The organism is Verrucosispora sp. WMMA2121 (genome assembly GCF_027460185.1).
GTDB classification, from domain to species: Bacteria; Actinomycetota; Actinomycetes; order Mycobacteriales; family Micromonosporaceae; genus Micromonospora; species Micromonospora palythoicola.
Window position 1 is genome coordinate 2,974,000 of record NZ_JAPZBH010000006.1, and the last position, 19,890, is coordinate 2,993,889.

A 19,890-nucleotide genomic window follows, 5' to 3' on the forward strand; every position below is an offset into this window, starting at 1 on the left:
GGGGTCCTCGGGATACTGGGGATTCCCCCATTGCTCGCCCGGTTACCGGCTCCTAACGTAGTGGCGTCTGACGATCAATAAATGACCGGAGGATTGCCCCATGACCACGCTGGCACCGACCCGGTCCGATGTCGTGCTGCGCCGGATGGAGGCGTACGCACCGGAGCGCTCGGTCACCGTGGAGGAGATTGCGGCGGGGCTGGGCCTGAACCGCTACCAGACCCGGCTGTTCCGCCGCATCCGCGGGCTGGACCGGTTGCGCATCGACCCCGACCTCGGGCTCTTCGACCTGGTCTGCCCACCGGCCCAGGCCCTGCTCTCGACCGTCGAGGAGCGCGACCGCATCCGTTACCTGATCTTCGCGCACACCGCGCAGGACCTCACCCCGACCACCCTGGTCGCGGCCGACACGCTGCGTGAGCGCCTCGGCCTCACCGACGCCGAGGCGTTCGCGGTGACGCAACACGCCTGCGCCAGCGGCCTGCTCGCTGTCGAGATCGCCGGCGAGCTGTTGCGCGCCGACGGGGATCCCTCCGCCCTCGCGCTGGTGCTCACCGGCGAACAACCGTTCACCAGGGCGATCCAGGTGCTCTGGAACACCTCGATCATCGGCGAGGCGTCCTCCGCCTGCCTGATCGGACTCGGCGGTGCGGGCACCCGGGTGCTGTCGTACGCCTCCCGCACCGTGGGCGAGTTCTTCGACGGGTACCAACTCGCCGGGGAGGCACTGCACCGCTTCGGCAGCACGTACCACACCCACCTGGCCGAGGTGATCCGGGAGGCGCTGGACGACGCCGCGCTGGACCTGGACGACATCACCATGGTCATCCCGCACAACGTCAACATCTCCTCCTGGATCACCATCTGCGCCACCCTGGGGCTGGACCGGGACCGAGTCTTCCTGGACAACGTCGGCGAGTACTCGCACTGCTCCTGCGCCGACCCCTTCCTCAACCTCGCGACGCTCGCCGGCCGTGGCGCGCTGGTCGCGGGAGGCCGCTACCTGGTCACCGCCGTCGGCCTGGGCGCCACCTATTCCGCCATGGTCGTCGAGTGCTGAGGGAGCCGAACATGTCCACTGGATACCTACGCAAGCTGAAGCGCGCCCTGACGGGTTCGGCCGATACGCCGCTGGTGCTGCTGTGCAACTTCGAGGCCGAGGCCCGATGGGCCCGCAACCACGTGGGACTGCCCGTACCGTCGGGTGCCACCAGCCCGGTGGTGGCCGCGATGGAGGAGCTGGGCGTGCTGCTCGCCGGCGCGGGCGACGCGATTCTGCTCAGCCGTCCACCCGACCCGGACTACCGGGACTACCTGACGCGGCAGGGCCTGGCGTTGCCCACCATGCTGGTACCCGAGAACTGCCGGCCCGAGCGCTCCACCACCGCGAACGCGCTGGACTCGCCGTTCCTGCTCGATCGGCTGCGCCAACTCGGTGCGGCCGGTGCCCACCTCCTGCCGATGGGCACCACCGCCGACGAGGAGGAGTTGGCCCGGCGTGGCGGCCTCACCCTGGCCACCCCGGCCGCCGCGGTGGTCGAGCGGGTCAACAGCAAGATCTACGGTCGGCGGCTGGCCGAGGCGGCCGGCCTGCGACCGGTACCCGGCGTCTGCTGCGAGACCCGGCAGGAACTGGCCGAGGTGCTGACCCGCCACCGGCTCCGGCTGGAGTCGGGCGAACCACTCGTCGTCAAGGACGCCTACGGCGTCTCCGGCAAGGGACTGCTGGTGCTGGAGAACCCCGGGCGGGCGGCGCAGTTGCTGCGCATGGTGGACCGTCGGGCCGCGCGCACCGGCGACGACCGGATACACGTGGTGGTCGAGGAATGGCTGCCCAAGCGGTGCGACCTCAACTACCAGATCACCATCGCGCGGGACGGGCGGGCCGAACTCGACTTCGTCAAGCAGGCGCTGACCGCGCAGGGTGTGCACCAGGGCCATCTCATGCCGGCTGAGCTGAGCGACGGGCAGTACCGGCAGATCGAGTACGCCGCCGGTGCGGTCGCGGACCGACTGTACGCCGACGGCTACCACGGCGTGGTGGGTGTCGACGCCATCGTCGGCGCCGACGAGACGGTCTACCCGGTGCTGGAGATCAATGCCCGGCTGAACATGTCGACGTACCAGGGCGGGGTCACCGAGCTGTGCCAGCCGCCCGGAACCGTCGCGCTGGCCCGGCACTACCCCCTGCGGCTCGACGCGTCCCTGGAGTTCGACGCCGTACGTCGGGCACTGGCCACGGTGGCCACCGCGCGGGACACGGAGCGGGTGCTGGTCACCTGCTTCGCCACCGTCGCCGCCAACGCGCTGCTGCCCGTCGGTGCCGGTGGCCCGCCGGAGCCGTTCGACGGCCGGCTGTACGCCCTGCTGGTCGCCGCTGACCGGGACCGGCTCGATGACCTTGACCGCGCGGTCCAGGCCGCCGTCACCACCTTGTCCGTTGCGGAGGAGAGCCATGCCTGAAGCGGCCGTCGAAGGCCACACCGTCCAGGGCCTGCCCGTCGCCGAACTGGCCGAGCGGTACGGCACGCCGTTGTACCTCTACGACGGTGGGGTCATCCGCGAGACGTACCGACAGCTGCGGGAGCTGCTCGACCCGTCGGTCGAGATCTACTACTCGCTGAAGGCCAACCCCAACATCAGCATTTGCGCGTTGCTGCACTCCCTGGGCGCCGGCGCCGAGGTGTCGTCCCTGGCCGAACTGGTGACCGCCCGCCGGGCCGGCGTGCCGGGGCGGGACATCATCTTCCTCGGCCCCGGCAAGTCGGCGGCGGAGTTGGCCGCCTGTATCGAGCAGCGCATCGGCGCGATCGTGTGCGAGTCGCTCGAGGAGGTCAGCACCGTCGACGCGATGGCGGCGGCGCTGCCCGACGTCCCCGGCGAGCCGGTGCGGGTCATGTTGCGGGTCAACCCGTCGTTCGCCACCAAGGGCTCCCGGCTGGCCATGGGCGGCAAGCCCCGGCAGTTCGGCATCGACCAGGAACGTGTCGCGGAGGCCGGCTCGGCCCTGCGCGCGCTGCGCCACGTACGGGTGATCGGTCTGCACGCCTACATGGGTACCCGCATCCTCGACGGCGCTGACATCGCGCACAACACCCACAGCGTGCTCACCGCGGCGGCGGAGCTTTCCACCGCGCTGGACCTGCCGCTGGACGTCGTCGACGTCGGTGGCGGTTTCGGCGTCCCCTACTTCGACAACGAGTCCCCCCTCGACATCGAGGCGGTGGCCGAGGGGGTCAACCGCGCCGTGGCGCGATTCCGCGACGAACACCCCGACACCCGGGTCATCACCGAACTGGGCCGCTATCTGGTCGGCTGGGCGGGGACCTACGTGGTCCGGGCACGCTACGTCAAGGCGTCGCGCGGCGAGTGGTTCGTCGTCGCCGACGGCGGCACCAACCACCACATGGCGGCCGTCGGCATCGGCAGCTTCGTCAAGCGGAACTTCCCCATCCGGTCGCTGAGCCGTCCCGCCGACCCGCCGGCGCGCGACTACACCGTCACCGGTCCGCTCTGCACTCCCAACGACGTCATCGGCAAGAGGGTGCCGCTGCCCGAGGTCCGCCCGGGCGACCTGATCGGTGTCGAGCGCTCCGGCGCCTACGGACCGAGCGCGTCTCCGGTGCTCTTTCTCAGCCACGGTCACCCGTCGGAGGTGCTCGTCCTCGACGGCGTGGCGCACCTGGTCCGCCGCGCGGACACCGTCGAGGACCTGCTCCGGCCGCAGCACCTCGTCGTGCCGGCCGCGAGCGTGTCGCCGCCGGGCCCACCGTCAGCCGATGCCCCACCGCGGCCGTCGTCCGCACCGGTGCCCGCCGGACGGGCAGCGACCTGAGCCCGTCCCACCGCCGTCGGGGTGACCGCCGCCGACCCCAGCAGTCCCGCGTCACCCGGTCCGCGGACCGGGTATCCCGAGAGGAAGAAACATGGAACGCCACGAGATCGTCGAGAACATCCGGGCCGCGCTGACCGAGGTGCTGATGCGCGACTTCGGTCCGCTCGCCGAGGGAACCCGGCTCTTCGAGGACATGCACCTGGACTCCACCGCCATTCTCGAACTGCTCATGGCGCTGGAGGACAACATCGGCATCGAGGTGGATCCCGAGAACCTGGACATGGACGACTTCCGCACGGTGGGCACCCTGACGGACTTCCTGGAGCGGGCGCGGAAGGTGCGTTCCTGACCGCCGCGCCCACCGCCCCATCACCGAGGACGTGGTCATGTCCCTGACCCTGCGCGGCGCGGCGGCGCTCGTACGCCCCGACGGCCTCCCCTACGAACCCGACGAGGCTCTGCTGGCCTACCACCGGGACCTGCTCGCGCCGTACGGCATCGAGGTCGACGAGGACCTGATGAAGCAGTCCCGGAACATCGGGTTCCGCGAACTGGCCGAGGAACTGATGGACCGGCGCCCGAGTCCATTCGGGCCGCCGGACCTGTTGATCCTGGCCTACGGCCTGCCCGACCGATATCCCCTCAAGACCGTCACCACGCGGCTCAACGCCCTGTTCGGCGGGCGCAGCCACAGCTTCGCCGTCTCCGAACAGGGCCTGCGGGCGCCGTTCACCGCGTTGCGCGTCGCCGACGCGTACACCCGGTCCGGTAAGAAGGCCAGCCTGGCCCTGTTCGTCTGCGAACAGACCACGCTGCCGTACCGGGATCCGCTGGTGCACGACACCCCCCTGCTGGACACCGGCGTCCTGCTCTACTTCGACACCGACTCCCGATCCGGTTTCCGCTTCACCGCAAGCCGGGCGGCCGGCGTGGACGTACCGCTGGGTGACCTGCTGGCCGACCACCGCACGGCGCTCGCGCCGGGGCCGACGCTGCTGGTCGCCGGCCCGTGGCCAGCGGACGATCAGCTCAGCGGCGTCGATCTGCCGGTGCACCGCTGCCAGCCCGGCGGCTACTGCACCAGCGTCTGGCTGGACCTGGCCCGTCACCACGAGGAATGGGCCACCCGCTACGCCAACCTCGTCCTCTGTGACACCGATCCGCGGACCGGGCGCAGCCAACTCGCCGTACTGTCCAACGCCGGCGCGCCCGAGTGCAGGGAGGCCCGACCATGAAACCCGCACCCCCCGTGTCGCCGCAGGCGGCGGGGACGCCCTACCCCCTCGTCCTGGACGCGCTGCACGGTCGGGTGGCACCCGGCCGGCTGGTCGCGTCTCCCACCGGCCATGTTCTCGCCTCCACGGTGGCGCTGCCCGACGCACCGGCCGGGCCGCTGACCCGCTTCGGCCTGGCCGTCGCCGAGGCCACCCCCGAGTCCGCCTTCGGCGAAGGGCCGGCCGCCGACCGCTTCGCGGTGGCCCTGTTGGCGACGCACCGCGAACTGCTCGACGTCACCCTCACCCACACCTTGCGTCACCTCGAAGGACGCACCTCAGCGAACACCACGCTGCTGGCCAAGCAACTCGTGGCCGGACAACTGGCCGACATCGCGCTGCGGCTGGCCGAGGACACGGCCGTTCCCGAGGCGCGTCGGCACGCCGACCGGGACGCCCGTTGGCGCTGTCACCTGAGGCTGGTCGACATCGGCCGGGACCTGCTGCGGTTGCTCGGCGCCAGCGGTTTCCTCGCCGACGGCCCCGCCGGCGACCTGCACCTCGCCGAGGTGGTCGGCAACGTCTACCTGCACGCCGACACGGAGAACGCCGATGAATGAGCTTCGCGAGGCCGCCGCGCCCGCCGGGACGGACCTGCTCGACGAACGCACCCGGGAGCTGGCCGACTACTGCGCGGCGATGGCCGGCAGGTTACGCGCGATCGGAATGCGGCTGGACCAGGACCCGGACGTCATCACCGAGTTCCTGCACGCGCCGGAGGTGCGCTTCCCCGTTCAGGGCATGCTGCCGCCGGAGTACCGGTCGGTGGGCGAGTTCCCGGCGCGGCTGGTGGAGGTGAGCAGCACCGTCCTCGGTCAGGTGGTCGCCACCGAGCAGGTGTCCTACGGCGATCCCAACGTGCTCCTGGCCAGCCCCGGGCCGTCGCTGTCCGGCGGGGCCGTCCAGGCGCTGGCCGACGAGCAGCAGCGGAAGCGGTACTTCGGTCGGCTGGCGTCCAACCCCACCCACACGTTCTTCGCCCTGACCGAGCCGGGCAAGGGCTCGGCCGCGACGGAACTGGAGACGACGCTGACCCCGGCGCCGGGCGGCGGGTGGCTGCTCAACGGGGTGAAGTGCTACATCGGCAACGGTGCACGCGCTCAACTCGGTGTGGTGTTCTGCCGGCGAGCACCCGGACCGTGGGGCATCGAGGCAGTGCTGCTGGACACCAGCGCGCCGGGGTTCAGCGGCGAACTGCTGCCCACCGTCGGCCTGCGCGGCGCGCGGATCAGCCGGCTGCGCTTCCAGGACGTCACGGTGGCCGACGAGGACGTGCTCGGGGCGCAACGCTCACCCAGCCGCCGAGGGCTCTACGGTGCCACCTACATCCTCTACCGGTTCCGCCCGGGCATCGCGGCGATGGCGATCGGCTGCGCGCAGGCCGCCTGCGACTACCTGGTCACGCACCGCCCGACGTTGCCCCGGCGCGACCGGCACCGACTCGACAACATCCTGGACCGCATCGCCGCGGTCCGGCACCGGACGTACGCGGTGGCCAGCGACATCGACGCCGGTGTGATCGACGTGGCCGGCATCGGTGCGGTCAAGGCGCGGGCGGCGCGGGTCGCCGAGGACGCCACCCGCCTCGTGGCCGAGCTGCTGGGTCCGGCCTGCCTGATCGAGCATCCCTGGGTCGAGAAGACCTACCGCGACGTGCGGGCGTTCGAACTGATGGAGGGAACGACGAACCTGCACGCCATGTCGGTGTTCCAACGACTGCTGCGGGACCGGGCCGCCCAGCGGCCGGTGACGGAGCGGGCGGTCGACGGTGCGGCTCGGCATTGATCTTGTCGCCCTGGACGAACTGGACCGTCTCCTGCGCCGGGGCTGGTTCCTGCGGTACTTCTTCGCGGCCGAGGAACTGGCCCAGGCCGCGGCGCTGGGCGACAGCCGACGTCGGGAGTACCTGGTGGGGCGGTTCGCCGCGAAGGAAGCCGTGCTCAAGGTTCTGGGCACGGGCCTGTTCGAGGGGGTGGCTCCCCGGGACATCGCGTTGCCGCGTCAGCCCGGCGGGTCGCCCAGCGTCACGTTGCGGGGCAGTGCCGCTCAGGCAGCGCGGTCGGCCTCGATCACCCACGTGACCGTCTCCGTCACCCACAAGCGGGACCTGGTCGCCGTGGTCGCCGCCGGATGGTGACGCCTGTTCGGTGACCAGCACCACCACCCCGCCGTACCCGTCCCTGAGGAGCACACATTGACCCGGTCCTCGATCCGTTCCGGCCATCGGCACCAGCGGAGGTCGGAGCTGTCCCGACCGGCAGGCTGGGCGTCGTCGTCCCTGCCGCCCGGCTCGCCGGCGGTGGCCGACGAGCACCGCCGGCCGTTGGTGGGCCGGGAACGGGAGAGCGCGGCGCTGGCCGCGGCCGTGGCCGCCCTACTCGACGGCACGGGACGAATCGTCGAGGTGACGGGGGAACCGGGGATCGGCAAGAGCCGGCTGTTGGACCAGGTGGCCGCAGTGGCACGAGAACACGGAGTACAGGTGCTCGCCGGCCGGGCACCGGTACCCGGTTCGGACGTGCCGATGGCGGCGATCGTCGACGCGCTGGACCCGTACCTGCCCCAGGTCTCCCCGGCCCGGCTGGCCGAACTCCGCTCCGATCACGCGCAACTGCTCAACGACACCTTTCCGTCGCTGCGCCTGCCGGGCGCCCGCTCACTGGCGCCGGCCGGGGTGCCGGCGGGCGCCCGGCAGTTGCGCGCCGTACGGCTGTTGCTGGAGACGCTGGCCGCCGAACGGCCGCTGCTGATCACGATCGACGACCTGCACAACGGCGACCGGGCCACCATCGACCTGGTCTGCCACCTGCTCGACGCGCCCCTGCGTACGCCGTTGCTGCTGGTCATCGCGCATCGCCGTCGCCAGTCGCCGGCCAGGCTGCGGCTGGCGTTGGACACCGCCGGACAGGTGACCCGCATCGAGGTGACGCCGCTGCAGCGGGCGCACCTCGACGAGTTGACCGAGTTACCGCTGTCGGCCGGTCAGCGTGCCGTGCTGCACGAGCTGTCGGAGGGTAACCCGCAGTACCTGTCGGCGTTGCTGGCCGGCGCGTTGCCGCACGGCCCGGCGAGTGAACACGTGGAGCTGGGAGCGCTCCCAGCCGAGGTGGAGGCCGCGTTGGCCGCCGAACTCGAACTGCTGTCCCGCGCGGCCCACCAGGTGGCCTCGGCCGCGGCGGTGCTCGGGCCCGAACCGGTCGACACCGGCCTGCTGGCCGCGGTGGCCGGGATCGCCGCCGAGCAGGTGCCGGCCGCCATCGACGAACTCGTCGCCGCCGACCTGCTGCGCCCAGTGACCGGCAGTGGGTGCTTCGCCTTCCGACATCCCGTGGTCCAACACGCGGCGTACCTCACCACCGACGCCGGCTGGCGCCTGACCGCGCACGCCCGCGCGCTGGCGGAGCTGCGTCGCCGCCGGAGCAGCGCCGCCGCCCAGGCACCGCACCTGCTGCGGTTGGCGGTGCCGGGCGACACGGTCGCCGTCGAGGTACTCAGCGAGGCGGCCACCGCCGTGCTCGACCGGGCCCCGCACACCGCCGTCCGGTGGCTGGGTGCCGCGATCCGGCTCTCGCCGAGCAGCGCGAACCCCAGCGAGCCCCGCGTGATGCTCACGGTGCGACTCGGCCAGGCGCTGGCCGCAGCCGGCCACCCGAGAGCCGCCCGAGCGGTACTGCACGACGCCCTGCGGCTGCTCGACAAGCGCCCGTCCGCGTACCGCACCACGGCGAGCCTGCTCTGCGCCCAGGTCGAACGTCAGCTCGGCCGGCACGGGGCAGCGGCGGCGTTGCTCCGCACCGGTCTGACGCGACCCGACGAGGCCCAACCGGCGGACTGGGCGGCGCTGGCACTCGCGCTCGGTGCGGTGGAACTGACCAGCGGCCGGGCCGGGCAGGCACGCCGGTGGGCGGCAGCCGCGTTGGGCGCCGCCCGTCGCGCCACGACCATCCCGGGGGCGGTACGGGCGCACGCGTTGGGTCTGCTCGCGGCGGCGAGCCACCTGCGCGGTAACCGGGCCGCCGGCGGCGAGACCAACCAGGCCGCGTTGCAGCTCAACACCACGCTGGACGCCGAACTCGGTGACGAGCCGGAGAGCGCCCTCTGGGTCGGCTGGAGCGAGATCCTGCTGGACCGCTCCGACGCCGCGGTGCACCACCTCAGCCGGGCCATCGACGTCTCACCCGGAGCCCGGAGCTACTTTTCCCTGCTGCACCTGTTGTGCACCCGGAGCCTGGCCCACCGGTGCGCCGGGCGGCTGGCGGAGGCGTCCGCCGACTGCGCCGAGGTGCTACGACTGGCGTCCGGCACACAGTTCCGGGAACTGCACGTCGCGGCCGAGGCGATGGGTCGACTGCTGACCGTCTGGAGCGGAACCGAAGAGGTCGAACCAGCCGTGGTTCCGTACACCCTGGATCTGCCCGCCTCCGGCTGGCCGGGCAGGCTGGCGCTGAGCGCGAACGCCGAGACGCTGCTCGCGCTGGGGGATACCGCCGGGTGCCTGGCCGTGGCCGCGACCGCCGGACTGCCCGAGCTCGAACCCTGGGCGCAGGTCGGCTGGTACGAACTGTTGACCCGGGCCACCCTGGCCGAGGGCGATCCGGACGCAGCGGAGGAGTGGGCACAGCGCGCGTACCAGTTGGCCGAGCGACTCGGTCGGCCGGGCCGCAGTGCGCTGGCCGCGTCCGCGAGGGCCCGGGTGCTGGCGCTGCGGGACCCCGCCGCCGCCGCCGAGGCCGCGGCGGCCGCCGCGGAGACGCTCACGCGGGTCCGAATGCCGCTGGACGCCGCGCAGGCCCACATCGTGGCCGCGAGAGCGCTGGTGACCGACGGCGATCCGGATCGGGCCGTCGCGACGCTGCGGCTGGCCGAGGAGATCTTCGACCGCTGCGGCGCCGGTCTCTTCGCCCGCCAGGTGAACACCGAGCGACGGCGGCTGCTGGCGGACCGCTCGGGCGGCGCCCGGCGGGCCCGCCGTCAAGGCGGCTCGCCGACCCTGACTCGGCGGGAAACCCAGGTGGCGGCCTTGGTCAGCGAAGGACTGACCAACCGGCAGGTGGCGGCCCGCCTGTTCGTCACCCAGAAGACCGTGGAGATGCACCTGTCCCACGTGTACGCCAAGATGGGCGTCACCAACCGGGCCGCCCTGGTACGCCGCTTCCACCTCGGCGGGCTCGCGTCGGCACAGTCCTCCTGACGCGTTCCCGAAAACTCGAACGGTGAACTCGGCTGAGGTTCCAGCCACCGCCCATGGGCGTACGACGATCAAGCGCCATTGCCGCCTACCGTGCGGCCGCCACCCACGGCAACGTTGGCGTCGATTTCGGTGCGAGTGCGGTGAGGCTCGGCGCCGCCTCGACTGGACCTGAGCCGTGCAGGGTTGATACGGCACTGTTGCCGGAGCGGCGGGCACGCTTCGAGCCGTTCCGTCGGCTCGCTCGCCGGCTCGGGGCCCGTGAACTCGGTTACGGCGAGCATCATGCCCGATCCGGCTCCGGCCGATGGACTAGTGGTACCGATCCGGCTCGGTGAGGCTGACTAGCTGCCTGGCGGCAGCAAGGACGGTGCCGTCGGGGCGGACGATGGCCGCCTGTGCGTGACCCTTTGTCAGCCATTGGTGTAGTTCGCTGCCCGGTGCGGCACTGATGACGGCTGCGCCCTGGCGTGTCATCTCGGCCCGTTGCGTTGCCGACGGCTCGACGGATGTGACGATCGCGAAGCGACCGGCGGCCACGTCGTCGAAGCGGAGATCGCTGTCGATGACGGCGTTCGGGCACAGTCGGCCCGCGAGGCTAGGGCGCAGGCGTGGCCGGATCACCAGGTCGGACCGGCGCAGCGGGGGTGTCTGGCTGTCTGTGGCCAGCTTCTTGAGACCGGGTACGAGGTGCAGCCGTGGCGCCACGGCGCGGCGGATGAGGTTGCCCAACTCGCCGCCGGCCGTCATCGCCGTGCCGATGAACTTCGCCAGCTTGATCATGGCGTGGGCGTGGTGCCTGCGTTCGACCTGGTAGGTGTCGAGCACGGTCTCGGCGAGGGTTCCGTCGAGCACGCCGGCGAGTTTCCAGGCGAGGTTCATGGCGTCGCGCAGCCCGGCACACATGCCCTGGCCGATGAACGGTGGGGTGAGGTGGGCGGCGTCGCCGAGCAGGAACACCCGCCGGTCGCGCCAACGGTCGGCGAGCTGCGCGCGGAAGGTGTACTCGGCGGTGCGAATGATCTCCAGCTCCGCGACGGGGAGGGTGCCGGTCCACGGCGAGATCAACGGATGAAGCCCGGCCGGGTCGCGATAGTCGTCGGCGGTCTCGCCGGGCCTCAGCTGGAACTCCCAGCGGTAGCGGGTCTCGCCGATGCGCATGTACGTGCCAGCGCGGGCCGGGTCGGAGAGCTGGTGCACCCCCTCCCACTGATCGAGGTCGGCTTCGGTGGCCACGTCGATGACGAGCCAGCGCTGCGTGAAGCCCAGGTCCCGCATGCGCGCGCCGATGGAGGCCCTGGTCAGGCTGTTGGCGCCGTCGCAGCCGAGGACGTACGCGGCGCGGACGGACTCGGGTACGCCGGTGGCGGTGTCGGTGAACTCGACCCGCACCCCGTCGCCGTCCTGGGTCACTGCGGTGACCTCAACGTTGCCTCGCAGGGTGGCGCTGTCGTACCGGGCCAGGTTCCCGCGCAGGATCGCCTCGAGTTCCGGCTGGTCGAACATGCTCCCCTGGGGGTGGCCGTGCCGGCCCGATGCGACGTCGCGCCGGAACTCGGCCAACACCCGCATGTCCCGGTCGAGCAGGCGCAGACCCAGGTGCGGCCGGGAGATCGCGGCGAACTCGTCCCCGAGCCCGAGCCGCGCCAGGATGCGGTGGACCTCGTCGTCGAGGGCGACGGCCCGGGGCTGGGGGTAGATCGAATCCCACCGTTCGAGGATCAGGCACTCGACGCCGTACTGGGCGAGCAGCGTCGCGGCGGTGAGCCCGGTGGGGCCAGCGCCGACGATCACCACCGGAACCGCTGTCATCGCGTCAGCAACTGGAGGACGAGGTAGGCGGCGACGAGGAGCCCGCAGACGAGGGCCGGTGCGTACTTCTGAGGGCCGTCTCCCTTGCGCAGATGCACCGCGAGGGCCCCGATCAGCAGGAGCAGCAGCCCGGCGCCGGCGAGGGCGCCGATGGGCGGCACGATCAGGCCGACGAGCAGTCCGACCGCACCGGCGACCTCGAGCAGGCCGATGCGGCGATAGGCGGCGACGGAGAAACCGGCCTCCGTGGCACGTTCGTGCATCGGTCGCAGGGCCAGGGTCTTGACCGTGCCCAGGATGAGGAAGACCAGCGCGAGCAGCACAGCGAGGATGGTCGCGACGAGTGTCATCAGACAAGTTCCAATCGCCATTCGATGGCATGACGGCCCAGGATCGCCTTTCCACCCCAAATCCGTCGTGCTCCTGGCGGTCGCCGGGCGCCCGCGCCCGTAGCGCTCCCCGCTGCCGGACTCGCCGGTGCCCGCCCGCTCGCGAGGGCTGGTGACCAGCAGCGGCCGGCGGCACCGGCCCGCGGTGGTGGCGCGACTCGCCGCCGTTGACGCGGTGGTCGGAGCGGCCGTGGGTGGTTTGCTGGGGTGGCTCGACCTCGACCTGAACAGGGTGATCGTCGGTGCGTTCGCGCTGGTGGACGGCGCGGTGTTGGCGGCCGGTCAGCCCGAGACGAAATCGGAGGAGGCACCAGCGATGCGAAGGTTCGCCGGGTGGCTGGCGATCGTCGGGACGACTGTGCTCGTCGGGACCAGCGGATGCGGATCGGACAACGGGCAGCAGGCCGGGCCGACGGGTCCGCCCACCGTGGCGACGCCGAGCGCCACGACGCCGAGCGGTACGCCGCCGCGTACGAACCCGCCAGCCACCACGCCACTGACCACCACCATGCCTCCGACCACCACCGGGCCTCCGACCACACCGCCGGAAGCGCCGCCTGACGAACCTTCGCCGACCCCGTCCGGCACGGAGCTGCTGCGGCGTGGTGACAGCGGCGAGGCGGTCGAGACGGTGCAGCGGCGGCTGCGCGAGCTGGGGTACTGGGTCGGCCCGGTGGACGGGGTCTTCGGTGAGTTGACCGAGCAGGCGGTCTACGCGGTTCAGAAGGCCGCCGGGGGCAGCCGGGACGGCATCGTCGGGCCCGAAACCCGGGAGGCGTTGGACGAGGGCACCCGCCCGTCGGCCCGCAGCGACAAGGGCCGGGTGGTGGAGGTGGATCTCGATCAGCAGCTGATGATGCTTGTCGACGACGGCACTGTCGAGCAGATCTTCAGCACCTCGACCGGCACCTGGGAGTACTACACCCACGACGGTGAACGCTTTCTGGCGGACACGCCACGCGGGCGTTGGAAGATCGGTTGGCAGGTGGACGCCTGGGACCCGGGCCCGCTCGGCCGGCTGTACCGGCCGAAGTACTTCCACAGCCAGGGGATCGCCGTCCACGGCTATCCCGAGGTTCCGCCCTACCCGGCATCGCACGGCTGTGTCCGGGTGACCATCGCCGCCATGGACTGGCTGTGGCGTACCGACCAGATGCCGATCGGCACCACGGTCTGGGTCTACTGAGGAGCGCCGACCGTGGTCGGCGCCCGGTGACGCGGCCGGTCGCTCGGGTCGGCGCCCCCCACAGCGGTACCTACCTCGGTATTCTGCTTGGCGAACGCCGTGAGGGCTGCCCGCGGACCGTCGCCACCCTCGCCCGCTGCGTGGAGTCGCCTGTCGAGGTGCGGCTCCGCCGGATTCTCGGTGCCACCGACCTTCCGGCCGCGCCCGCCGCGATCCGGCGCGCGAGCCGGTGCGGTGTAGGGCTCACCGAGCAGGTACGCGAAGGGACGCCGACGTGAGTACGACAGGCATGATCGCGGATCGAGACTGGCCGAGAGCGCGTACCGCCGTCCTCCGCGACGCGGTCGGAGTGGGCGTGGCCGTCGGTGCGCTCGGCCTCTCGTTCGGCGCGCTGTCGGTACTTGCCGGTTTCTCCGTCGCGCAGACCTGTGCGCTGTCGTTGCTGATGTTCTCCGGCGCGTCGCAGTTCGCCGTCGTCGGGGTGCTGGGTGCCGGTGGCGGCGCACTGACCGGCGCGGCCACGGCAACCCTGCTGGGGGTACGCAACAGCCTCTACGGCCTGAACCTGGCGTCCCTGCTGCGACTGCGGGGGGTGCGGCGCCTGGTCGGCGCCCATCTGGTGCTGGACGAGAGTTCGGCGATGGCGATGGCCCGCACCGATTCTCGCGAGGCACGGCTGGCGTTCTGGGCCACCGGGATCAGCGTCTTCGTCCTCTGGAACATCGCCACGCTGGGCGGCGCGCTCGGCGCGCACGTGCTGCCCGACCCGGAGGCGCTCGGTCTTGACGTGGCCGCACCGGCCGCGTTCGTCGCCCTGCTGCTGCCGCGGTTGCGCGGCCGGCGGCTGTGGGCGCTCGCGGTCGCCGCGGCCGGGCTCGCGCTGGTCATGGTGCCGCTGCTGCCGGCCGGGACACCGGTGCTGGTGGCCGGGCTGACCGCCGTCGTCGCGGCGTTCGCCGCCCGTCGCACGGGTGGCCGCTGATGTGGACGGCGGTCCTGCTGGGCACCCTCGGGGTGTACCTGCTCAAGCTGGTCGGGCTGTGCGTACCGAAGTCGATGCTGGAGCAGCCGCAGGTGCAGCAGGCGTCGGCGTTGCTGCCGGTGGCGCTGCTGGCCGCGCTGGTGGCGGTGCAGACCTTCGCCACCGGCCACGATCTGGTGCTCGACGCGCGCGCCGCCGGATTCGCCGTCGCCCTGGTGGCGGCGTTGCTGCGGGCACCGTTCCTGCTGGTCGTCGCCCTGGGCGCCGGTACCGCGGCGCTGCTGCGTCTGATCACTTAGCGACACCGGACGTTCGTTGCCGGTGTCCACCGTACGAGTAGTCCTGATGACCATACGAGTGCTGAAGGGAGACGGAGTGGCGGGTCGGTGACGGCCGCCCTCCCATCAACCTATGGGTATTGATCACCACGGCCGGACCCAACGGCTGGACTGGGCGGACGTCACCCTCCGTGAGTGGGACTGCACGGTCCTGTGGTCGGATCCGGCGGATCCCGAGCAGGGCATCGTGTTGGACCGCTCCGCGTTCTATCCCGGCGGTGGCGGTCAGCCGCCGGACCACGGCGTGCTGATCTGGCAGGGCGTACAGACGCGGATCGTCGGCACCCGCAAGGGCGACGACCTCTACCTGTTGCCCGCTCCGGGGGACCCGGTGCCGCCGGCCGGCGCCACGGTGACCGGTGCGATCGACGACGAGCGCCGTAGCTCGCTCATGCGTACCCACTCGGGTTTGCACGTGCTCTGCGGCACCGTCTTCCGCGACTTCAACGTCCTGGTGACCGGGAGCAACATGGAGCCCGGCGAGGCGCGGATGGACTTCAACCTGCCGGAAATCCCGCCGGGCTTCAAACAGAGCCTGGAGGACGCGGTGAACGCCGAGATCGCCGCGGACCGCAAAATCGTCGTGCGGATGCTCTCCCGGGAGGAGGCGGACGCGACCCCCGACCTGGTACGCACCCAGTTCAAGGCCCCACCGGAACTGCCGCAGGTGCGGGTGGTGGACATCGTCGGCCTCGACGTGCAGGCCGACGGCGGTACGCACGTGGCGTCGACCGCGCAGATCGGCCGGGTCACCGTCACGAAGGTCGAGAGCAAGGGCCGACAGAACCGGCGGGTCCGCATCAGACTGACGTGACGGCGCACCCCGGACCGGCCGTCACCACACCGCACTAGCTGTACCGGCTCCGGGACGGGCGGTGGTCCGGCCGTCGGGTGCCGATGATCAGGCCGGTGCCGGCGGAGATCCGCGCCACGACGAGCCGGGGGTCCTCGGCCAGGGTCCGCTCGACCCGCAACACCGCGGCACGGTGCCGCGGGTCGGTGTACCGGGCCAGCTCCATGTCGTCGACGACGAGCAATCCACCGGGCGCCAGCGCGTCGATCGTCAGATCGAGGCCGGTCCACTTGCCGGCCACCGCGTCCGCGAAGACGAGATCGAAGCGGCCCAGCGTGGGCAGCAACGTCTCGGCGTCACCGGTGTGGACCGTCACGTACGGCGGCCAGTCGTCCGCCCGGACGGCCGCGGCCAGGGACTCGTCCAGCTCGACCGTCTCCAGCCGCGCGTCGCCGCGCTGGCCGAGCCCCTCCGCCAGCCAGGCGGTGCCGACACCCGTGCCGGTGCCCAGTTCCAGGATCCGCCCGTCCGGTGGGACCGCGGCCGCCAACGTCGCCAGCAGCGGGCCCACCGGGTCCTCGCAGACGCCCGGAAAGCCGAGCTCGGACGCGCGGGCGAGCGCGCGGCGCACCCGGGCGGGCACCTCGGTGTGGAACGTCATGGGGTCACCTCCGACGGTTTCGGGCGTGGCCGCGTGGTCAGCCGTGCAGGGTGGGACGGTAGACGAGTTCCTGGGTGTGACCGTCGAGGGTCCGGCTCTCGATCAGCTCCAGGTCGAAGTCGGCCGCGTCCTGGAAGATCGGCTCGGTGCCGGTCCGGCCCGTGATCACCGGGAAGATCGTCACCTGGACGTGGTCGACCAGACCGGCGGCCATCAGTGCCCGGTTCATCGACAGGCTGCCGTGCGACCGCAGGGGCACCTCGGACTCCTCCTTCAGCCGGGCGACTACGTCGACGGCGTCACCGCGCGCGATCGTCGCGTCCGGCCAGTCGAGCGGCCCGTCGAGGGTGGACGACACCACCGTCGCGGGTAGCTGGCGCATCCGGGTGACCCAGGCGTCCCGCACCTCGGACTCGTCGGTGCTCTCGGCCAGCAACCGCGCGAAGACCCGGTACGTGTCGGCACCGAAGACCATGCGCTGCCGCGGGCGGTACGCGGCGAGGCGGTGCGCGAGCAGTTCGGGGCCCTGCTTGCCCCAGTAGCCGCCCCAGTCCCCGCGATGGGTACCGAAGCCGTCGAGGCTGGAGAAGACGTCGAAGGTGTAGGTCGCGGTCATGATGTTCTCCTCGTACGGGTGAGTTCGGTGCGACGCCGCTCCAGGTGGGCGCGTTCGGTCTCGTTGGTGACCAGCGCGATGGCCTCGTCGTAGGCGGCCCGGCTGGCGGTGTCGCGACCGAGCCGGGCCAGCAGCTCGGCGCGGGTGGCGGGCAGCCGGTGGTAGCCGGGGAGGTCGATCTCCGCCAACGCGGCGAGGGCCTGCGCCGGCCCGTGCACCTCGGCCACCGCCACCGCGCGGTTGAGCGCGACGACCGGGGTCGGCACCAGCGCGAGCAGTTGGTCGTACAGTGCCAGCACCTGGCGCCAGTCGGTTGCGGCACCGTCGGTGTGCACCGCGCCGATCGCGGCCTGGATCTGGTACGGCCCGGGCCGGTTGCGGCGCAGGCAGCGGCGGACCAGTTCGTGGCCCTCGGCGATGAGCGTCCGGTCCCACAACGACCGGTCCTGTTCGGCCAGCGGCACCAGGTCGCCGGCCGGGTCGAGCCGGGCCGGCCGGCGTGCCTCGGTGAGCAGCAGCAGGGCGAGCAGGCCGAGCACCTCGGGTTCGTCGGGCATCAGCGCGGCGAGTTCGCGGGCGAGCCGGATCGCTTCGCCGCACAGGTCCGTCCTGATCAGCGGCCCGGCGGTGGAGGTGTAGCCCTCGTTGAACATCAGGTAGAGCACGGTGAGCACGGGCGGCAACCGATCCGGCAACTCGTGTTCGGCGGGTACCCGGTACGGGATGCCGGCGTCACGGATCTTCTTCTTGGCCCGCACGATGCGCTGGGCGACGGTCGCCTCCTGGATCAGGTAGGCCCGGGCGATCTCCGGTACGTCGAGGCCACCGAGCAGGCGCAGGGTGAGGGCGGTACGCGCGTCGGGGGCGAGGGCCGGGTGGCAGCAGGTGAAGATGAGTCGTAGCTGGTCGTCCCGCACCGGTCCCACCTCCTGGGGTTCGTCCTGTTGGTGCAGCAGCAGCGCCTCGGCGTGCCGGGCCTCGCGGGTCGTCTCCCGGCGGAGCCGATCGACGGCCCGGTTACGGGCGGTGGTCACGATCCAGGCGCCCGGGTTCGGCGGCAGGGTCTGCCACTTCTGCACCGCCGTGGCGAAGGCGTCCTGGACCGCCTCCTCGGCGAGGTGCAGGTCGCCGAGGAGGCGGGTCAGGGTGGCGACGCAGCGGCCGTACTCCGCGCGGTAGACGCTCGCCAGATCCATCTCGGGTGCCCGGCTCCTCAGGCCTGGGACAGGTCGTCGAAGGGGCGCACCTCGACCGGGCCGCAGGCCGCCGCGCACTTCTCGGCCCAGGCGAGGGCCTCGTCCAGGTCGGCGCACTTGATGACCCAGAAGCCGGCGATGTGTTCCTTCGTCTCGGCGAACGGTCCGTCGCTCATGGTGGTGGCGCCGTTGTCGTTCCGGACGACGGTGGCGGTGTCCGGCGACCGGAGTCCGCCGCCGAAGACCCAGGCGCCGGCGGCCTGCATCTCGTCGTTGATCAGAGCGGTCTCCCGGAACACGGTCCGCATCTCCTCCTCGGTCGGCTCCGGCGCGCCCTCGACGAAGTGCACGGACAGCAGGTACTGCTTCATGACGATCCTCCGATGGTCCGATGGGTGGGTGTGGTCAGGCGGCCAGGCGGCGCGCGACAGCGGGGATCACGATCGCGGCCGCGACCAGGTGGGTGAGCATCAGCAGCGCCTTGGTCGCCGGACCGGCGTCGACGATCACGTCCGGCACCAGCGACAGCATCGTCAGCACCACCGTCGTACGGACGAAGGCACGCCGGGGATGCCGGGCGAAGCGGGACAGCAGCGCGGCGATGGCCACGCCGAGCAGCGAGAAGACCGCGGTCAGCACGCCGAACCCGGTGATCGGGATGGGGGCTCCGCCGATGTCGAGGCTGATGCCCACCGCGTTGCCGGCGGCGGCGACGGCCATCGTGGCGACGCTGGCGGCAGCCGTGGCGACGACGCCGGTCCCGATGGTCGACGTGATGGCGCGGGTCGTGTTCGCGGTGGTGCTCATCGTGCCCTCCAGGCGGCGTGTGTCCCGGCTCGGTGCCGGGCTCTCACCACAGCTACGAAGAGGACCAGCCCCGATCGACAGGTGCGCCAGAATTTTTTCGAGGAGGTTCAGTCCGCCGGTGCGGGCCGGGCCTTCTGCGGATAGAACGTCTCGTGGCGGGCCAGCATGGCGACGAACTCGCCGATCTTCCGTTCGCGGGTCTCGGCCCGCTTGACGGCGTTGAGCCGGTGGATGAGGGCGAACCGGTTGGTCTTGGTGAGGACGTCGAACATGGCCTGGGCTGCGGGTTCCGCCGCGATGGCGGCGAGCAGGTCGGCCGGTACCTCGGCCTCCGACGGTGGGGCGTACGCGGCCGCCCATCGGCCGTCCGCCTGCGCGGCCTCCACGACGGCGCGACCCGGTGGCAGCATCCGCCCCTGCGCCTCCAGTCGGGCGACGTGTGCCACGTTGCGCTGAGACCAGGAGCTGCGCGACCGGCGCGGGGTGAACCGGATCCAGGAGGTCTCGTGATCCCCTTTCCGGGCCTGCCCGTCGATCCAGCCGAAGCACAGGGCCTCCTCGACCGCCTGCTGCCAGGTGAGGGTGGTGACCGAGCCGCCCTTCCTGGTGAGGGCCAGCCAAACGCCGGGTGAGGTGGCGTGGTTGGCCGACAACCAGGCACGCAACGCCTCGGCGTCCGCGACGATCAACTCATCCAGTTCAGCGCTCGCCATGACGGCAGACTAGTGCGGTACCCGGACATGTTGGCGGCGTCGCCGCCCGGACCGGCGACCCTGGTCGGACGCCGCCGCCTCGGCCGGTGACCGTGCTCGG

Annotated in this window: 21 protein-coding genes; 13 read left to right on the forward strand and 8 right to left on the reverse strand. The window is 71.9% G+C overall.

Annotated features, from left to right (window positions below):
* The first annotated feature begins 100 nt into the window (after positions 1 to 100).
* From O7605_RS22225 to O7605_RS22265, 9 genes are all read left to right on the forward strand, one after another.
* A complete protein-coding gene (locus tag O7605_RS22225) occupies positions 101 to 1,060 on the forward strand; it encodes a 3-oxoacyl-[acyl-carrier-protein] synthase III C-terminal domain-containing protein (protein ID WP_269740941.1) in 960 nt (319 codons plus the stop codon).
* An 11-nt stretch (positions 1,061 to 1,071) separates the two neighbouring features.
* On the forward strand, positions 1,072 to 2,463 hold the full coding sequence (locus O7605_RS22230) for an ATP-binding protein (protein ID WP_269740942.1): 1,392 nt from the start codon (positions 1,072 to 1,074) through the stop codon (positions 2,461 to 2,463).
* Positions 2,456 to 3,835, forward strand: coding sequence for an alanine racemase (locus tag O7605_RS22235; RefSeq protein WP_269740943.1), 1,380 nt, complete (start codon positions 2,456 to 2,458; stop codon positions 3,833 to 3,835). The genes O7605_RS22230 and O7605_RS22235 overlap by 8 nt, the downstream gene beginning before the upstream one ends.
* Before the next feature lie 91 nt (positions 3,836 to 3,926).
* Complete coding sequence (locus O7605_RS22240) at positions 3,927 to 4,184, forward strand: acyl carrier protein (protein WP_269740944.1); 258 nt, start codon at positions 3,927 to 3,929, stop codon at positions 4,182 to 4,184.
* A 37-nt stretch (positions 4,185 to 4,221) separates the two neighbouring features.
* Entirely contained in the window at positions 4,222 to 5,070 is an 849-nt protein-coding gene (locus O7605_RS22245; protein WP_269740945.1) for a hypothetical protein, read from the forward strand.
* Complete coding sequence (locus O7605_RS22250; RefSeq protein ID WP_269740946.1) at positions 5,067 to 5,669, forward strand: hypothetical protein; 603 nt, start codon at positions 5,067 to 5,069, stop codon at positions 5,667 to 5,669. Before O7605_RS22245 ends, O7605_RS22250 begins: the two co-directional genes overlap by 4 nt.
* On the forward strand, positions 5,662 to 6,894 hold the full coding sequence (locus O7605_RS22255; RefSeq protein WP_269740947.1) for an acyl-CoA dehydrogenase family protein: 1,233 nt from the start codon (positions 5,662 to 5,664) through the stop codon (positions 6,892 to 6,894). Before O7605_RS22250 ends, O7605_RS22255 begins: the two co-directional genes overlap by 8 nt.
* Entirely contained in the window at positions 6,878 to 7,246 is a 369-nt protein-coding gene (locus O7605_RS22260) for a holo-ACP synthase (protein WP_269740948.1), read from the forward strand. Before O7605_RS22255 ends, O7605_RS22260 begins: the two co-directional genes overlap by 17 nt.
* A gap of 57 nt (positions 7,247 to 7,303) precedes the next feature.
* Entirely contained in the window at positions 7,304 to 10,300 is a 2,997-nt protein-coding gene (locus O7605_RS22265) for a helix-turn-helix transcriptional regulator (protein ID WP_269740949.1), read from the forward strand.
* A gap of 309 nt (positions 10,301 to 10,609) precedes the next feature.
* On the opposite strand, the gene mhpA is transcribed toward O7605_RS22265, so the two are convergent.
* Entirely contained in the window at positions 10,610 to 12,109 is a 1,500-nt protein-coding gene (gene mhpA, locus O7605_RS22270; protein WP_269740950.1) for a bifunctional 3-(3-hydroxy-phenyl)propionate/3-hydroxycinnamic acid hydroxylase MhpA, read from the reverse strand.
* Positions 12,106 to 12,459 (reverse strand): DoxX family protein, encoded by a 354-nt coding sequence (locus O7605_RS22275; RefSeq protein WP_269740951.1) that lies wholly within the window; start codon positions 12,457 to 12,459, stop codon positions 12,106 to 12,108. Before O7605_RS22275 ends, mhpA begins: the two co-directional genes overlap by 4 nt.
* A 151-nt stretch (positions 12,460 to 12,610) precedes the next feature.
* Here O7605_RS22275 and O7605_RS22280 point away from each other — a divergent pair, with 151 nt between their 5' ends.
* The 4 genes from O7605_RS22280 to O7605_RS22295 all read left to right on the forward strand — a co-directional run bounded on the left by O7605_RS22280 (position 12,611) and on the right by O7605_RS22295 (position 15,818).
* Positions 12,611 to 13,684 carry a L,D-transpeptidase family protein gene (locus O7605_RS22280; protein ID WP_269740952.1) on the forward strand — a complete coding sequence of 358 codons (1,074 nt, stop codon included), beginning with the start codon at positions 12,611 to 12,613 and terminating at the stop codon, positions 13,682 to 13,684.
* Positions 13,685 to 13,958: 274 nt separating this feature from the next.
* The gene (locus O7605_RS22285) at positions 13,959 to 14,666 is read left to right on the forward strand and encodes an AzlC family ABC transporter permease (RefSeq protein ID WP_269740953.1); all 708 of its coding nucleotides are present in this window, start codon (positions 13,959 to 13,961) and stop codon (positions 14,664 to 14,666) included.
* Positions 14,666 to 14,965, forward strand: coding sequence for an AzlD domain-containing protein (locus tag O7605_RS22290; RefSeq protein ID WP_269740954.1), 300 nt, complete (start codon positions 14,666 to 14,668; stop codon positions 14,963 to 14,965). Before O7605_RS22285 ends, O7605_RS22290 begins: the two co-directional genes overlap by 1 nt.
* A 112-nt stretch (positions 14,966 to 15,077) precedes the next feature.
* A complete protein-coding gene (locus tag O7605_RS22295; RefSeq protein ID WP_269740955.1) occupies positions 15,078 to 15,818 on the forward strand; it encodes an alanyl-tRNA editing protein in 741 nt (246 codons plus the stop codon).
* Positions 15,819 to 15,852: 34 nt separating this feature from the next.
* On the opposite strand, the gene O7605_RS22300 is transcribed toward O7605_RS22295, so the two are convergent.
* From O7605_RS22300 to O7605_RS22325, 6 genes are all read right to left on the reverse strand, one after another.
* The gene (locus tag O7605_RS22300; RefSeq protein ID WP_269740956.1) at positions 15,853 to 16,458 is read right to left on the reverse strand and encodes an O-methyltransferase; all 606 of its coding nucleotides are present in this window, start codon (positions 16,456 to 16,458) and stop codon (positions 15,853 to 15,855) included.
* A 37-nt stretch (positions 16,459 to 16,495) separates the two neighbouring features.
* Positions 16,496 to 17,074 (reverse strand): dihydrofolate reductase family protein, encoded by a 579-nt coding sequence (locus O7605_RS22305; RefSeq protein WP_269740957.1) that lies wholly within the window; start codon positions 17,072 to 17,074, stop codon positions 16,496 to 16,498.
* Positions 17,071 to 18,270 (reverse strand): RNA polymerase sigma factor, encoded by a 1,200-nt coding sequence (locus tag O7605_RS22310; protein WP_269740958.1) that lies wholly within the window; start codon positions 18,268 to 18,270, stop codon positions 17,071 to 17,073. The genes O7605_RS22305 and O7605_RS22310 overlap by 4 nt, the downstream gene beginning before the upstream one ends.
* 17 nt (positions 18,271 to 18,287) lie before the next feature.
* On the reverse strand, positions 18,288 to 18,641 hold the full coding sequence (locus tag O7605_RS22315) for a YciI family protein (protein WP_269740959.1): 354 nt from the start codon (positions 18,639 to 18,641) through the stop codon (positions 18,288 to 18,290).
* A gap of 34 nt (positions 18,642 to 18,675) precedes the next feature.
* A complete protein-coding gene (locus O7605_RS22320; RefSeq protein WP_269740960.1) occupies positions 18,676 to 19,077 on the reverse strand; it encodes a DUF6069 family protein in 402 nt (133 codons plus the stop codon).
* Positions 19,078 to 19,184: 107 nt separating this feature from the next.
* Positions 19,185 to 19,790 carry a YdeI/OmpD-associated family protein gene (locus O7605_RS22325; RefSeq protein WP_269740961.1) on the reverse strand — a complete coding sequence of 202 codons (606 nt, stop codon included), beginning with the start codon at positions 19,788 to 19,790 and terminating at the stop codon, positions 19,185 to 19,187.
* Between the last annotated feature and the right edge of the window lie 100 nt (positions 19,791 to 19,890).

What these genes read in the sequence shown, in the direction of transcription:
- O7605_RS22320 (WP_269740960.1), bottom strand. Translation starts at nt 19,077, where the DNA reads ATGAGCACCACCGCGAACACGACCCGCGCCATCACGTCGACCATCGGG.
- O7605_RS22315 (WP_269740959.1), bottom strand. Translation starts at nt 18,641, where the DNA reads ATGAAGCAGTACCTGCTGTCCGTGCACTTCGTCGAGGGCGCGCCGGAG.
- mhpA (WP_269740950.1), bottom strand. Translation starts at nt 12,109, where the DNA reads ATGACAGCGGTTCCGGTGGTGATCGTCGGCGCTGGCCCCACCGGGCTC.
- O7605_RS22305 (WP_269740957.1), bottom strand. Translation starts at nt 17,074, where the DNA reads ATGACCGCGACCTACACCTTCGACGTCTTCTCCAGCCTCGACGGCTTC.
- O7605_RS22230 (WP_269740942.1), top strand. Translation starts at nt 1,072, where the DNA reads ATGTCCACTGGATACCTACGCAAGCTGAAGCGCGCCCTGACGGGTTCG.
- O7605_RS22300 (WP_269740956.1), bottom strand. Translation starts at nt 16,458, where the DNA reads ATGACGTTCCACACCGAGGTGCCCGCCCGGGTGCGCCGCGCGCTCGCC.
- O7605_RS22255 (WP_269740947.1), top strand. Translation starts at nt 5,662, where the DNA reads ATGAATGAGCTTCGCGAGGCCGCCGCGCCCGCCGGGACGGACCTGCTC.
- O7605_RS22295 (WP_269740955.1), top strand. Translation starts at nt 15,078, where the DNA reads ATGGGTATTGATCACCACGGCCGGACCCAACGGCTGGACTGGGCGGAC.
- O7605_RS22240 (WP_269740944.1), top strand. Translation starts at nt 3,927, where the DNA reads ATGGAACGCCACGAGATCGTCGAGAACATCCGGGCCGCGCTGACCGAG.
- O7605_RS22235 (WP_269740943.1), top strand. Translation starts at nt 2,456, where the DNA reads ATGCCTGAAGCGGCCGTCGAAGGCCACACCGTCCAGGGCCTGCCCGTC.
- O7605_RS22250 (WP_269740946.1), top strand. Translation starts at nt 5,067, where the DNA reads ATGAAACCCGCACCCCCCGTGTCGCCGCAGGCGGCGGGGACGCCCTAC.
- O7605_RS22325 (WP_269740961.1), bottom strand. Translation starts at nt 19,790, where the DNA reads ATGGCGAGCGCTGAACTGGATGAGTTGATCGTCGCGGACGCCGAGGCG.
- O7605_RS22225 (WP_269740941.1), top strand. Translation starts at nt 101, where the DNA reads ATGACCACGCTGGCACCGACCCGGTCCGATGTCGTGCTGCGCCGGATG.
- O7605_RS22310 (WP_269740958.1), bottom strand. Translation starts at nt 18,270, where the DNA reads ATGGATCTGGCGAGCGTCTACCGCGCGGAGTACGGCCGCTGCGTCGCC.
- O7605_RS22275 (WP_269740951.1), bottom strand. Translation starts at nt 12,459, where the DNA reads ATGACACTCGTCGCGACCATCCTCGCTGTGCTGCTCGCGCTGGTCTTC.
- O7605_RS22245 (WP_269740945.1), top strand. Translation starts at nt 4,222, where the DNA reads ATGTCCCTGACCCTGCGCGGCGCGGCGGCGCTCGTACGCCCCGACGGC.
- O7605_RS22290 (WP_269740954.1), top strand. Translation starts at nt 14,666, where the DNA reads ATGTGGACGGCGGTCCTGCTGGGCACCCTCGGGGTGTACCTGCTCAAG.